The organism is Rhodococcus sp. WWJCD1, assembly GCF_002258735.1.
Taxonomy (GTDB): Bacteria; Actinomycetota; Actinomycetes; order Mycobacteriales; family Mycobacteriaceae; genus Rhodococcoides.
Genome location: NZ_NOXY01000026.1, coordinates 143,910 through 157,827, shown reverse-complemented (window position 1 = coordinate 157,827; position 13,918 = coordinate 143,910). Strand labels below are relative to the sequence as shown.

The window sequence follows — 13,918 nt, the reverse complement described above, 5'->3', positions numbered from 1 at the left end:
GATTCTAGTGGCCGAGGATTCGCGGCATCGACGCGCTCTCGCCCAGCACGTGCTGCGCCAGGAATGCCAGCACGACCTCGTACCAGACCTTGGCGTGCTGAGGACTCAGGATCCAGTGGTTCTCGGCGGGGAAGTAGAGGAATCGATGCTCGGTGTTGCCCTCGTCGTCGGCCGGCAGACCCGACTCGCTGAGCAGCTCGTACCACAGCCGCAGGCCCTCGCCGATCGGCACGCGATAGTCCTTGTCGCCGTGGATCACCAGCATCGGCGTTGCTATGTCCGCCACGAACAGGTGTGGGGAATTCTCCACGGCCATCTCCGGAGACATCTCCCGCGCCCAGTACCACGGCGCGTCCGTCGTGGGTCCGAACTGATCGAGTGCCCACAGACTCGCATGGGTGACCACGGCGTCGAACCGATCGGTGTGGCCCGCTATCCAGTTGGCCATGTACCCGCCGAAAGACCCGCCCATCGCAGCGGTGCGGGTGTCGTCGATATCCGGCCGTGCGACGGTAACGTCGGTCAACGCCATCAGATCGGTGAACGGGGCCTTGCCCCACGCGCCCCAACCTCGCTGCACGAACTCCTGGCCGTAACCGGTGGACAGCGCCGGATCGGGCAGCAACACCGCGTACCCACGAGCGACCATCAGCCACGGATTCCAGCGCCACGACCACGTGTTCCACGAACTCAGCGGGCCCCCGTGCACCCACAGCAACAAAGGAGCGGGCTCGAGCTCGGATGCCCCGACCGGCAGTGCCAGCCAACCGCGTACCCGGGCACCGTCGGCGACGATCGTGTCCATCTCGGTGAGAGTTCCGGGCAACGGACTGTGGTCGATGCCGGTGTCGAATGCAGTGACGGCACCGTCGGACAGCTCGATCGACACCGGATGCGGCGCAGCAAGATACGAGGCGGCGAGCGCCAGCACCCTGGTGCCGTCCGAGGACACGTGCACATGTGTGTAGGCATCGCTGGTCTGTGTGAGCCGACGCGGTTCCGCACCGTCGCGGACGACGAAGATCGGCGACCGGCCGTCGTCGTCTGCGGTCACCAGTAATCCTGATCCGTCCGGCAGCCACACCGGGTCGCTCGGCCACCGATCCCAACCGGTCGCGAGATCGGAGACCGAAGAGTCGCCGAAGTCGTACCGCTGCAATGTCATTCGCGGCGCGTCCTCGGGGGTGGAGATCGACTCGCGCACGAACGCCACGGACCCGCCGTCGGGTGAAATCGCCGGGGCTCCCAGATCGGCATCGGCATCGTCGACGATCGTCGTCCGCTCCCCCGTCTCGATCTCGATGCGCACCAACACTGTCCGCACGGTCCCCAGCGAGCCGGGAACGACCCAGGTGGACACGACGAACGAACCGTCGGCGCTGACATCGAAGGCTGCTTCGTGCAGTCCTGTGCGCGCATCCGGGGTGAGGTCACGCAGTCCTGTCGAACCGTCCGCCGATCCCACGAAAAGGTGTGGAGTCGCCGGACCCAGATCGTGATCCCAGTAGCGCACCGGAACACCGGTGTGCAGAATCGCATTCACCTTGTTGGCCGTGCGCTCGGTGCGCAGAGCGTCGTCGTCCTCCTCGGTGCTCGACGAGCCGAATACCGGGGAGAATCCGACGAGTACGGCCTCCGAACCAGCGGCCTTGATCCCGCTCAGCCCGGCGGATCGGGTCTCGAGCAGTCGCGCTTCGCCGCCCGCGGCAGGCAGAATCCACAGCCTGGCCGGATCGTCCTTGTTCGATCGACGCGAGAACAACAGATCACCGGAAGCGGTGAACACCGGCGCACTCTCACCCCACTCGCCGTGGGTGATGCGCCGGGCAGGTGAACTGCCGTCGACGTCGAGCTCCCACAACGACGTTCGGTACTCGGTCCGCGAATCATCGAGTGCAGCAATGGAAATCACCGCTCGCGAAAAGTCGGCGGTCACGGCCACATCGGTCACTCGCCGGGCTCCGATGTACTCGTCGACGTCGTCGTAGATACTCATACACCGAGCCTAGCCAAACGGTAGTCCACTATGGTCGTTCCGCGGGCTCCACTCCTGCCCTCAGTCCTCGCCGAGATCCTCTCGGAGCTGGGCGAGAGTACGAGCCAGGATCCGCGAGACGTGCATCTGCGAGATTCCCACCTTCTCCGCGATCTGAGTCTGGGTCATCGACCCGAAGAAGCGGAGCACCACGATGCGACGTTCCCGCTCGGGCAGCTTCTCCAGCGCAGGGCGGACGGCGAGATAGCTCTCCATCTTTTCCAGTTCGGGATCGTCGGCACCGAGGGTGTCCATCAGCGGGAGGCGATCTTCGCTGACCACCGAGTCGACCGACACGGTTTGGTACGCGCTGCGCGCGAGCAGCGCCTGCGACGCTTCCTTGACGTCGATTCCGAGTTCGACGGCGATCTCGCTGGCCGTGGGAGCTCGGCCCAATTTCTGCGACAACGAGCCCACCGCCTGCGAGATCATCGAGTTCAGTTCCTTCATGCGCCGCGGCACCCGAACCGACCATCCCGCGTCGCGGAAGTAGCGGCGAGCTTCGCCCATGATCGTGGGCACAGCGAACGAGACGAAGTCCGATCCGCGCTCGATGTCGAAACGGTCGACTGCGTTCACCAAGCCCAGACGGGAGACCTGCAGCAGGTCCTCGTGGGCTTCGCCACGACCGCCGAATCGGCGTGCGATGTGTTCGGCGAGCGGGAGGCAACGGGTGATGATGCGATCGCGCAGCACTCGGCGCTGTGGTGAATTCTCGTCGAGCGCCTGCATCTGCTGAATCAGAGCGACAACGTCGCTGTAGTCGTCGGACTCTCGCCGCGTGCTTCGTTCGTGCACCGGCACTAGATCGTGCTCCTCCGCTTGACCACGTCGATGGCAACCGTGCGAACCGCATCGCTGTCGTCTGCGTCGTCTGCGCGCAGCTCGATGGAGTCGGTCAGGGTTTGCAGAACGTGCCAGCCGAAGCTGTCTTTCTTCGGCACGGACGTGGCAGCCAACGTGGACGTGACGACGATCCGGATTCCGGAGTCACTCACCGAGAAAAGGCACGAGAGCTCCGAGTCCGCCACCGAGCCCTTGATCAGTTGCGAACACACTTCGTCGACGACCAGTTTGACGTCGGCGATGTCGTCGAGCGTGAAGTCGCTCAGAACCACGAGGGTTTCTGCGACGGCGCGTACCACCGGAAGCTGGTCGGCCTCGGCGCGCACCCTCAGCTCGACCGGTGCACCGGAACCTCGCTCCAGTTCTTCGATCTTGCTGACCCCAGCCATCCGCACTTCCCATCGTCGCCGCGCACTGAATTACCGTTTGCCGAGCAAGACTACCCAGCCGACCACGTTTCAATCCTCACAGTTCTGGAACCGGGTCTTCCGGCACCGCAGCCGGACGAACGATCGATGAACGACCCGGTGGCCCGGATGACGCACGGGCGGCGACCTGGCACGATCGACACCGTGGATCACTCGCAGGCACTTCGCACTCTCGCCCGACGTCTCGGCACTTCGACCTCGTATCGGGGCTGGGACGACACCGAACACGAAGTGAGCGACGACACCCTGCAACAGGTGCTCACCGCACGCGGCTACGCCACCGAGTCGGCCGAGGACGTCGACCGAGCACTGGCCGACATCGAGAACGCACCCTGGCGACGGCTGTTACCACCGGTGGTCGTGGCCACGCAGGGCACCGATTCCGCGGTGTGGGTGCATGTGCCGCACGGCAATCCGGTGGAAGTCTCGATGGTCTCCGAGGACGGTGAGTCGATCGACGTCACCCAGGCCGACGTCTGGGTCGATCCACGGGAGGTCGACGGCCACCTGATCGGTCGCGCCACCTTCGTCGTTCCCGGCAACGCCCCGCTCGGCTGGCACAGTCTGACCGCGACGACGATCAGCGAGGACAACACTGTCCGTACATCGGAAGCGGTCGTGGTGGTCACACCGAAGTCGTTGTCACCCAACGCGGAACTGGCTGATCGACAGCGGACCGGACTGCTCACCCAGCTGTACTCGGTGCGATCGCGACGATCGTGGGGAATCGGCGATCTCGCCGATCTCGAGGACATGGCCGACATCGCCGGCCGCGAGCACGGATTCGACTACCTTCTCGTCAATCCACTGCACGCCGACCGACCGACCACCCCGGTCGAGGCATCCCCGTACCTGCCGACCACGCGTCGATTCTTCAACTCGCTCTACATTCGAGTCGAGAACATTCGCGAGACCGCACAACTCTCGCCGAAACAATTCGGCAAGATCCACGACGCAGCGAGACGGTTCGACAAGGCGAACACACGAACCAAGAAGCTGGATCGGGACCGGACGTTCACGGCGAAACTTCGTGCCCTCGAACGCGTTCACAAGGTCCAACGCAGCCCGGCTCGCGAATCCGCGTACCGCGCATTCGTCGAGCGTGAGGGCACCGGACTGCGCGACTTCGCGGTATGGAGTGCGCTTGCAGAGAAATTCGGCCCTCAGGATCCGGTCTGGACCGATCGGGCGGCGCATCCACGAACCGACTTCGTCCGAGAGCAACGGGCGAAACTGGCCGATCGCATCGACTTCCACATGTGGCTGCAGTGGATCTGCGACGAGCAACTCGCCGCCGCGCAACGCGGTGCGCTCGAGGCGGGGATGGACATCGGCATCATGCACGACCTTGCGGTCGGTGTGGCCCGGGGCGGAGCCGACGCGTGGGCGCTCGGCGATGTGTTGGCCTCGGGTGTCACGGTGGGCGCGCCGCCGGACAATTTCAACCAGCAGGGCCAGAACTGGAATCAGCCACCGTGGGACCCCGACCGCCTCCGAGAAATGGCGTACATCCCGTATCGAGACATGCTGCGCACGATCCTTCGTCACGCCGGCGGCATCCGCGTCGACCACATTCTGGGCCTGTTCCGTCTGTGGTGGATTCCGCAGGAGGCCGAGAATGCCGGCGGCGGAACGTATGTCGAGTACGACCACGAAGCATTGATCGGCATTCTGGCGCTGGAGGCCGAGCGTGCGGGCGCGGTGGTGGTCGGTGAGGATCTCGGGGTCTTCGAACCGATGGTGCAGGAGTACCTCACCGAACGCGGCATTTTCGGCACCTCGATCCTGTGGTTCGAAGCCGACGAATCCGGGCCGATCGCGCCCGAGGAGTACCGCAGTCTCTGCCTGACTTCGGTGACCACACACGATCTGCCACCCACAGCCGGGTATCTCCGTGGTGAGCACATCGACCTGCGTTCACGTCTGGGCTTGCTCGAACGCGACATCGACGCCGAGAAGGAGGTCGATGCACGCAAGCGCGAGGCGGTTCTCGACCTGGCACGTGAACGCGGGTTGCTTCACACCGACACCGCCGCCGACGATCATCGGACGGTGGAAGCTCTGCATCGTCTCGTGCAGCGGAGTCCGTCTCTGTTGATCGGTGTCGCACTCGTGGACGCTGTCGGAGAACACCGCATTCAGAACCAGCCAGGAACCGACGAAACCCAGTACGAGAACTGGAAGGTTCCGTTGGCCGACGCAGACGGCAGGCGTGTGCTGGTCGAGGATCTCGTCGACCATCCCCGGATGGTGTCGTTGGCAGCGGCTATGGCCACCGAGTCGACGGACCGATGACGCCGAGGTCCACAATCGAAGGATGAACTACCGCACTCGCCGTGAAGACAGCCGGTACTGATGGGCCGCATCACTGCTCGCAGACCGGTGGTCCGCCTCCGAGCTGGGCACCGAGTCGAGCGCCCGGACACCCTGGTGGTGGAAGAGCCGCTCGAATTGCGGGTCGACGGCAAGGCATTGGCCGTGACCATGCGCACTCCCGGACACGATGTGGAGCTGGCACACGGCTTCCTGCTGACCGAAGGCGTGATCGCCTCGGGAGCAGACATCGCTGCAGCTCGTTACTGCGACGGGGTCGACGACGAGGGCGCGAACACGTACAATGTCTTGGATCTCACGCTGGCCCAGGGCGTCGCTCCCCCGGAGACGGGCGTCGAACGGAACTTCTACACGACGTCGTCGTGCGGGGTGTGCGGTAAGGGATCCTTGGATGCAATTCGACTGCGCACCAAGCACTCCCCCGCGGCCGACACGGTCGTCGTCACCTCGGAGACTCTTGCCGGGTTGCCGGACACACTGCGCGCTGCGCAGAAAGTCTTCGATGCGACGGGCGGTCTGCACGCCGCGGCGCTGTTCACCGCCGACGGTGAGATGCTGGTGTTGCGCGAGGACGTCGGACGCCACAACGCCGTCGACAAGGTCGTCGGCTGGGCCGTGACCAACGATCGAATTCCGCTGCGCGGCATGGTGTTGATGGTCAGTGGCCGCGCCTCGTTCGAGCTGGCGCAGAAGGCCGTGATGGCCGGCATACCGATCCTCGCGGCAGTGTCGGCACCGTCGTCTCTGGCGGTGGATCTGGCGACCGAGTCGGGTCTGACGGTCATCGGATTCCTTCGCGGTCGGTCGATGAACCTCTACTCCTGCACCGACCGCGTACTGGTGTCAGGCGATCACGTCGACCAGTAGTTCGGCTGCAGTCGCGTTCACGACGTCGTCCACGGACACACCCGGTGCGGTCTCGACGAGACGGAGACCGTTCTCGGTGACGTCGAGTACGGCCATGTCGGAGATGATCCTGTGCACGCAGCCTTTGCCGGTCAACGGCAGGGTGCACTGTTCGAGAATCTTCGGCTCACCCTTGCGCGAGACGTGCTCCATCATGACGATCACGCGCCGCGCTCCGTGCACCAGATCCATCGCGCCGCCCATGCCCTTGACCATGTGCCCGGGGATCATCCAGTTCGCCAGATCACCGGTGGCACTGACCTGCATCGCACCCAGGACTGCCACGTCGACCTGGCCGCCACGGATCATTCCGAACGACTGCGCGGAGTCGAAGTAGGAGGCACCAGGAAGGACTGTGATGGTTTCCTTGCCTGCATTGATGACCTCGGGATCGAGCTCGTCCTCGGTGGGGTACGGGCCGACTCCGAGGACTCCGTTCTCGGAGTGCAGGATCACCGAGATGTCGGTGGCGATGTAGTTGGGCACGAGCGTGGGCATTCCGATGCCCAGGTTCACGTACTGTCCGTCACCGAGTTCCTGTGCCACCCGAGCGGCCATCTGTTCGCGGGTCATCTTCTCGCTCATGCTCGTACCGTCCTCTGCTCGATGCCGACCTCGACCGGTCCGACGTGGACCACCCGCTGCACGTGGATGCCCGGAGTGTGCACTTCGTCCGGCCCGATCTCGCCGGGCTCCACGAGATGCTCGACCTGCGCGATGGTGATCCGCCCCGACTCTGCCGCAGGTGGATTGAAGTTTCGCGCACTGGCGTGGAATACCAGGTTCCCGTGTCGATCGCCCTTCCACGCGTGCACGAGTGCGTAGTCGGCGACGATGCCGCGCTCCAGCACGTAGGTCAGGCCATCGAATTCGCGTGTCTCTTTCGGTGGACTGGCCAGGGCGATTCCACCGCTGCCGTCGTAGCGCAACGGGAGTCCACCGTCGGCAACCTGCGTCCCGACACCTGCCGGAGTGAAGAAGGCAGGGATTCCGGCACCGCCGGCGCGCAGTCGTTCGGCAAGAGTGCCCTGGGGCGTGAGTTCGACTTCGAGTTCGCCGGACAGGTACTGCCTCGCGAACTCCTTGTTCGACCCGACGTACGAGCTGATCGTTCTACGAATGCGGTGCTGTGCCAACAGAACTCCCAGACCGAATCCGTCGGTTCCACAGTTGTTGCTGATGGTCTCGAGATCGGTGGCACCCTGCGCGAGTACTGCGTCGATCAAGATTTCCGGCACTCCGACCAGTCCGAATCCCCCCACGGCGAGCGAGGATCCGTCCGGGATGTCCGATACGGCTTCGGTGGCGCTGGCCACGACTTTGTCCAACATGAGATCCACGCTACCCGAATTCGTGCGTTATGTGAACACCTTGCCACTATGCGAACACTTCCGTAGGGTAGCTATTGCGTAGATCACCACGATCGTGAGGAACCTTCGATGCTTCATCTCCCGCCCGACTATCGGGATCAAGCGGGCACCAACGCCCCGCGAGACTTCGCCGAGTACCGCACCACGGCTCTGCGACACCCAGCACAGCCATTGACGCTGCTTCCCCAGCGACTCACCGAGATCACCGGACCGGTACTGGGCGAGGGGCGGATCACCGCCGCCGATGCCGATCTGACTCTGGCGAACGGCGGTGAAGCACAGGGGCAGCGCATCATCGTGCACGGCCGAGTACTCGACAGTGACGGCAAGGCAATCCCCAACACGCTCGTCGAGGTGTGGCAGGCCAACGCGGGCGGGCGATACCGACACACCGGTGACCGCTGGCCGGCACCACTGGATCCGCACTTCGACGGAGTCGGCCGAGTGCTCACCGACCAGCAGGGCCGTTACCGATTCACCACGATCAAGCCGGGCGCATACCCCTGGGGCAATCATCACAATGCGTGGCGTCCCGCCCATATTCACTTCTCGTTGTTCGGACAGGCGTTCACCCAACGGTTGGTGACCCAGATGTACTTCCCGGACGACCCGATGTTCTTCCAGGATCCGATCTACAACGCCGCACCGGAAGACGCTCGCGCTCGCATGATCAGCACGTTCGATTACGAAGCAACGCAGGAGAACTGGGCACTCGGCTTCAGATTCGACATCGTGCTGCGTGGCCGAAACGCCACCCCCTTCGAGGAAGACGACCACGATGACTGACCCAGAATTCGCGCCTCGCTACCCCGTGGTCACCGGAGCCGACTTCACCACCGCCCCCTTCGGACAGACCCCGTCCCAGACGGTGGGCCCGTACGTCCACATCGGACTGTTGTGGCCCGACGGCGAACATGTGGTGCCGCCGGGCACGGACGGTGCCGTCACGGTGACGTTCACGTTGATCGACGGCTCCCGAACCCCCATGGCCGACGCCATGATCGAGACCTGGCAAGCCGATGCCGACGGCCGGTTCGATCATTCCGACGACCCACGGGGCGCAGTTGCGCCACGAGTCGAGTGCTTTCGCGGATTCGGGCGAGCGTTCGCCGACGCGACCGGGACGATGACGATCACCACGATCAAGCCGGGACCGTTGCCCGCCGAGAACGGTGCCGTCGAGGCGCCGCACATCGACGTCGGCATCTTCGCTCGCGGAATGCTCGAACGGGTCGTGACCCGGGTGTACTTCCCCGACGAGGCCGAGGCCAACGCCGTCGATCCTGTGTTGTCCGCCTTGCCCGAGCACAAGCGTGCCAGACTCGTCGCACGGTCGGTCGACGGCGGCTATCACCTCGATATCGTGCTGCAGAACACCGACCCGGACGGCGACGAGACTCCGTTCTTCGAACTGTGACGAACGATTCGCGAAGGAGGACAATGGCATCCGAGCGAGGTGCACTGTTCGATCCCACGTTCGGCAGCGACGTTATCGCACCACTCGTAGGAGACCGCGCCTGGGTGACAGCGATCTTCGACGTGGAAGCTGCACTCTCGCGTGCCGCGGCCTCGGTCGGACTGGTCGATGCCGACCACGCGGACGTCGTCACCACTGCGGCAGCAGAGCTCGGGACGTCTGCGGACATCAACCAGCTCGGGCTCGATGCGGCCGCCGGCGGGAACCCCGTCATTCCGCTGGTGACGATGCTTCGCAGGGCTGTGTCACCCTCTGCAGTTCCGCCCAGCGCAGTCCATCCCGGCGCCACCAGCCAGGACATCATGGACACGGCACTGATGCTGGTCTCGGGCACTGCGCTCGCCGCCATCGAAGCCTCCCTCGACGACGCATGCCGCGCTGCACGAGATCTCGCACTGGCACATCGCACCACTCCCATGGCGGCGCGCACTCTCGGTCAGCAGGCCCTCCCCACCACGTTCGGCCTCGTCGCCGCGAACTGGGCATCGGGGCTCTACCGCGCGCGCACACGTCTGACTGCCGTTCGACAGGCGTGTCCGGTTCAATACGGCGGAGCCGCAGGCACTCTCGCGGCCGTGTATCCGCACGGCCCGGCGATAGCCGCCGCGCTGGCCGCCGAACTGTCACTGGCTCCGCAGGTCGCGCCCTGGCACACCGAGCGCACGGCAATCGCGGATCTCGCGTGCGCGTTGGGCACGGCCGCCGGGGCGATCGGGAAGATCGCCGGGGACATCGTATCCATGTCCGCCACCGAGCTCGGCGAGCTGTCCGAGGACGCGCCGGGGGGATCCTCGGCCATGCCGCACAAGCGAAACCCTGTTGCGGCCATCACGGCTCGCGCCGCGGCCCGCCGCGTGCCGGGGGCAGTATCGACGGTGCTCTCGAACATGGATCACGAGTACCAGCGCGCCGCGGGAGCATGGCACGCGGAGTGGGAGACGATCACCGACCTGCTGCGCCTCACCGGCGGCGCAGCACACCGCATCGCCAGCAGCCTCGGCGGCGTACACGTACATCCCGAGATGATGGCTCGTAATCTCGACGCGACGGGCGGAGCGCTTCTCGCCGAACGTGTCACGGCAGCCCTGTCGCACCATACGAACGATGCCCGGGACATCGTGACCGCTCGATGTGCTGCCGGAGCACCGTTGGACACCGACCCTGCGATCACCGAATTTCTCGCACCGCCGACGGTGCGCGAGTTGCTCGACCCGGCCGGGTATCTCGGCCACGCATCCGATCTGGTCGACACCATCCTGGCCGAGCTCGCTCTCGACACCGACAACACCTCAGACTCGAAGGACTCACGATGACCGTCGCACTGGCTCACCGACTCGTCGAAGGACCGGGCACCGACGCCGAGACAGTCGTGCTGATCGGCTCCCTCGGCTCCGATCGATCGATGTGGAACCCGCAGGTCGGTCCGCTCTCCGCGTCGCTTCGAGTACTCGCCGTCGATCTGCGTGGGCACGGGGCATCCCCGGTGCCCCCTGGCCCGTACTCCGTCGCGGATCTGGCCGAAGACGTCTTGGCCCTGCTGGATTCATTGGACCTGCAGCGCGTTCACATAGTCGGCCTCTCGCTCGGCGGTGCCGTCTCGCAGTGGATCGCCATCCATCGACCGGAGCGAGTGCACACTCTGACGTTGCTGTGCACTTCAGCCAAGTTCGGTGAGCCCGCGCAGTGGCTCGATCGCGCGGCCACGGTCCGCGCGGGCGGAACGGCCTCGGTGGCCGACGCAGTACTCGACCGGTGGTTCACTCCCGAACTCGCCGGTCGCGACGCCGATCTCGTCGAACGGCATCGGCGGATGATCGTCGACACCTCCGACGAGGGCTACGCGGCATGCTGTGAGGCGTTGTCCGACTGGGACTCTCGCGCAGACCTCGGTCGAATCAGCTCCCCGACCCTCGTGATCGCAGGCCGTCAGGACCCCTCGACCACACCCGAGGATCTGAAGATCATCGCCGACGGTGTCACCGGATCGACGTTCCGAGTGCTCGACCCTGCAGCACACTTGGCCAACGTCGAGCAGGCCGGACCCGTCACCGCAGCGATCGCCGCACACATCGGGTCGGATCCGTACGCTGCGGGCCGGGCGGCGGCCCACGACACCGGCATGGCGGTGCGGCGCAGCGTCCTCGGCGACGCTCACGTCGACCGAAGCATCTCCGCGCGAACGGAATTCACCGCGCCGTTCCAGGATTTCATCACCCGCACCGCATGGGGTGACATTTGGAGCCGCCCCGGACTCGACCACCACACCCGCAGACTCCTGACCCTGGCGATTCTGACGGCCGTAGGCAACCAGCACGAGCTCGATATGCACATTCGCGCAGCCCTCCGCGCAGGACTGGCACCGGACGAACTGGCCGAGGTGTTCCTGCACACCGCGGTGTACGCGGGAGTTCCGAACAGCAACAGCGCATTCGGCCTGGCGAACGCGGCCATCGCCGAGACCGATTCGGGTAGCTCGTGAACTCCGGGGAATCGCCGGCACCGTCCTCGGACTACGTTCAATCACTCGGCCGCGGACTTGCGGTGATTCGAGCGTTCGACGCCGAGCATCCGCGTCGAACGCTCTCCGATGTCGCGAGGGCAACCGAACTCACGCGGGCCACCGCCCGACGGTTTCTGCTCACTCTCGTCGAGCTCGGATATGTCCGAACCGATGGTTCCTTGTTCTGGCTCACCCCACGCGTGCTCGAACTGGGGTACAGCTATCTGTCGAGTCTGTCCCTACCGGAAGTCTCCGGACCGCATCTGGAGGCTCTCGCAGAACGGGTACGCGAATCGTCCTCCGTATCGATTCTCGACGGCGACGACGTCGTGTACGTCGCGCGAGTTCCGGTGAGCCGCATCATGACCGTCGGAATCAACATCGGTACGCGATTCCCCGCGTTCGCCACCTCGATGGGACGCGTATTGCTGGCCGGTCTACCGGCCGACGAGCTCGCGGCATACCTCGACCGAATCCAGCTGACTGCATTGACCGGTAAGACGCTCACCTCGGCGGCTGCCCTCGGACGCGAACTCGAACGAGTACGGACCGAGGGCTTCTGTCTGGTGGATCAGGAACTCGAAGAGGGCCTGCGATCGATCGCCGCACCCATCCACGACAGCAACGGCGTGGTTGTCGCGGCGGCGAACGTCTCGACGCAAGCTGCGCGTCATTCCGCAGACGAAGTCCGCACCGAACTACTCCCGGCCTTGCTCGACGCCACCCGCGCCATCGAGACCGACCTGCTCCGGGTGAGTACCGGACCCAACGACAAGCGAGGAAACAACCATGCCTGACGCCGTGATCTGCGAGCCCCTTCGAACCCCGGTCGGCCGCTTCGGCGGTCAGTTCCGCGATATCTCCGCCCAAGCCCTGGCCGGCACGGTCATCGCGGAACTCGTTGCCCGGACCGGCATTTCCGGTGCCGACATCGACGACGTGATCCTGGGCCAGGCGTCGCCCAACGGCGATGCGCCGGCGATCGGACGTATCGCAGCACTCGACGCCGACCTGGGTATCGACGTCCCCGGCATGCAGGTCGACCGGCGCTGCGGTTCCGGCCTGCAAGCGATTCTGCACGCGTGCATGCAGGTTCAGTCCGGCGGCAACGATCTGGTTCTGGCGGGCGGCGTCGAGAGCATGAGCCAGACCGAGTTCTACGCCACCGGCATGCGTTGGGGCGTCAAAGCCGAGGCGGTGGCCCTGTCCGACCGACTCGCTCGGGCACGAGTGACCGCAGGCGGCAAGAACTTTCCCGTGCCCGGCGGCATGATCGAGACCGCAGAGAATCTTCGCGCCGAGTTCTCGATCAGCCGAGCCGATCAGGATGCGCTGGCAGTCCAATCCCACCAGCGCGCGGTCGCCGCACAGAACAGCGGGGTGTTCTCCGAAGAGATCGTCGGAGTGTCTGTCCCCCAACGTAAGTCGGATCCACTCCTCGTCACCACCGACGAACATCCCCGTGCCGACACCACTGTGGAGTCACTCGCGAAGCTGAAGGCTATTCGCGCGTCGATCGATCCCGAATCGACGGTGACGGCGGGAAATGCCAGCGGCCAGAACGACGGTGCCGCGCTTGCGATCGTCACCACTCCGGACAAGGCTGCTGCACTGGGTCTTCGGCCGCTGGCCAGACTGGCCGGATGGGGTGTCGCCGGAGTTGCTCCGCGCACCATGGGTATCGGGCCGGTCCCCGCCAGCGAGAAGGCACTCGGACGGCTCGGTCTGAGCCTCGACGACATGGGAATCATCGAACTCAACGAAGCATTTGCTGCCCAGGCCCTCGCCGTCACCCGTTCCTGGGGCATCGAATCCGACGACCCTCGACTGAACCCGCACGGTTCCGGCATCTCGCTCGGACACCCTGTCGGTGCAACCGGAGCTCGCATTCTCGCCACCCTGCTTCGCGAGATGGATCGCCGCGAGGTCCGCTACGGACTCGAGACGATGTGCATCGGCGGTGGCCAGGGCCTGGCTGCGGTCTTCGAGCGCCTCACCTGACCCACGGCAACGGGCGGCCGG

Annotated in this window: 13 protein-coding genes; 8 read left to right on the top strand and 5 right to left on the bottom strand. The window is 65.2% G+C overall.

From position 1 onward, the window contains the following. Positions 1-4: 4 nt before the first annotated feature. From CH286_RS18835 to CH286_RS18825, 3 genes are read right to left on the bottom strand one after another with little or no spacing between them, the layout of a single operon-like run. Complete coding sequence (locus tag CH286_RS18835; protein ID WP_094610070.1) at positions 5-1,996, bottom strand: S9 family peptidase; 1,992 nt, start codon at positions 1,994-1,996, stop codon at positions 5-7. Between the two features lie 60 nt (positions 1,997-2,056). Next, the gene (locus CH286_RS18830) at positions 2,057-2,839 is read right to left on the bottom strand and encodes a SigB/SigF/SigG family RNA polymerase sigma factor (protein ID WP_032379207.1); all 783 of its coding nucleotides are present in this window, start codon (positions 2,837-2,839) and stop codon (positions 2,057-2,059) included. Beyond that, positions 2,839-3,270, bottom strand: a complete 432-nt coding sequence (locus CH286_RS18825; RefSeq protein WP_032379208.1) for an ATP-binding protein — start codon at positions 3,268-3,270, stop codon at positions 2,839-2,841. Before CH286_RS18825 ends, CH286_RS18830 begins: the two co-directional genes overlap by 1 nt. Positions 3,271-3,417: 147 nt before the next feature. Here CH286_RS18825 and malQ point away from each other — a divergent pair, with 147 nt between their 5' ends. After that, a complete protein-coding gene (malQ, locus tag CH286_RS18820; protein WP_255182710.1) occupies positions 3,418-5,604 on the top strand; it encodes a 4-alpha-glucanotransferase in 2,187 nt (728 codons plus the stop codon). A gap of 60 nt (positions 5,605-5,664) precedes the next feature. Further along, positions 5,665-6,510, top strand: coding sequence for a formate dehydrogenase accessory sulfurtransferase FdhD (fdhD, locus tag CH286_RS18815; RefSeq protein WP_094610069.1), 846 nt, complete (start codon positions 5,665-5,667; stop codon positions 6,508-6,510). Here the strand turns inward: fdhD and CH286_RS18810 are convergent. Both CH286_RS18810 and CH286_RS18805 read right to left on the bottom strand, forming a co-directional pair. After that, positions 6,487-7,134 (bottom strand): CoA transferase subunit B, encoded by a 648-nt coding sequence (locus CH286_RS18810; RefSeq protein WP_032379210.1) that lies wholly within the window; start codon positions 7,132-7,134, stop codon positions 6,487-6,489. The two genes, fdhD and CH286_RS18810, sit on opposite strands and share 24 nt — an antisense overlap. Beyond that, a complete protein-coding gene (locus tag CH286_RS18805) occupies positions 7,131-7,880 on the bottom strand; it encodes a CoA transferase subunit A (protein ID WP_176458291.1) in 750 nt (249 codons plus the stop codon). The genes CH286_RS18810 and CH286_RS18805 overlap by 4 nt, the downstream gene beginning before the upstream one ends. Before the next feature lie 108 nt (positions 7,881-7,988). On the opposite strand from CH286_RS18805, the gene pcaH reads away from it, so the two are divergent. Genes pcaH through CH286_RS18775 form a run of 6 tightly spaced genes read left to right on the top strand, consistent with a single transcriptional unit; the run spans position 7,989 to position 13,897 of the window. Beyond that, positions 7,989-8,705: a protocatechuate 3,4-dioxygenase subunit beta gene (gene pcaH, locus CH286_RS18800; RefSeq protein WP_032402390.1), complete on the top strand. Its 717-nt coding sequence runs from the start codon at positions 7,989-7,991 to the stop codon at positions 8,703-8,705. Further along, positions 8,698-9,336, top strand: coding sequence for a protocatechuate 3,4-dioxygenase subunit alpha (gene pcaG / locus CH286_RS18795; protein WP_037151045.1), 639 nt, complete (start codon positions 8,698-8,700; stop codon positions 9,334-9,336). Before pcaH ends, pcaG begins: the two co-directional genes overlap by 8 nt. Before the next feature lie 23 nt (positions 9,337-9,359). Further along, positions 9,360-10,709, top strand: coding sequence for a 3-carboxy-cis,cis-muconate cycloisomerase (gene pcaB, locus CH286_RS18790; RefSeq protein ID WP_032402388.1), 1,350 nt, complete (start codon positions 9,360-9,362; stop codon positions 10,707-10,709). Continuing rightward, positions 10,706-11,875: a bifunctional 3-oxoadipate enol-lactonase/4-carboxymuconolactone decarboxylase PcaDC gene (gene pcaDC, locus CH286_RS18785; protein WP_094610068.1), complete on the top strand. Its 1,170-nt coding sequence runs from the start codon at positions 10,706-10,708 to the stop codon at positions 11,873-11,875. The genes pcaB and pcaDC overlap by 4 nt, the downstream gene beginning before the upstream one ends. Beyond that, positions 11,872-12,693, top strand: coding sequence for an IclR family transcriptional regulator (locus tag CH286_RS18780; RefSeq protein ID WP_037151053.1), 822 nt, complete (start codon positions 11,872-11,874; stop codon positions 12,691-12,693). Before pcaDC ends, CH286_RS18780 begins: the two co-directional genes overlap by 4 nt. Continuing rightward, the gene (locus CH286_RS18775) at positions 12,686-13,897 is read left to right on the top strand and encodes an acetyl-CoA C-acetyltransferase (RefSeq protein ID WP_094610067.1); all 1,212 of its coding nucleotides are present in this window, start codon (positions 12,686-12,688) and stop codon (positions 13,895-13,897) included. Before CH286_RS18780 ends, CH286_RS18775 begins: the two co-directional genes overlap by 8 nt. Positions 13,898-13,918 lie beyond the last annotated feature (21 nt).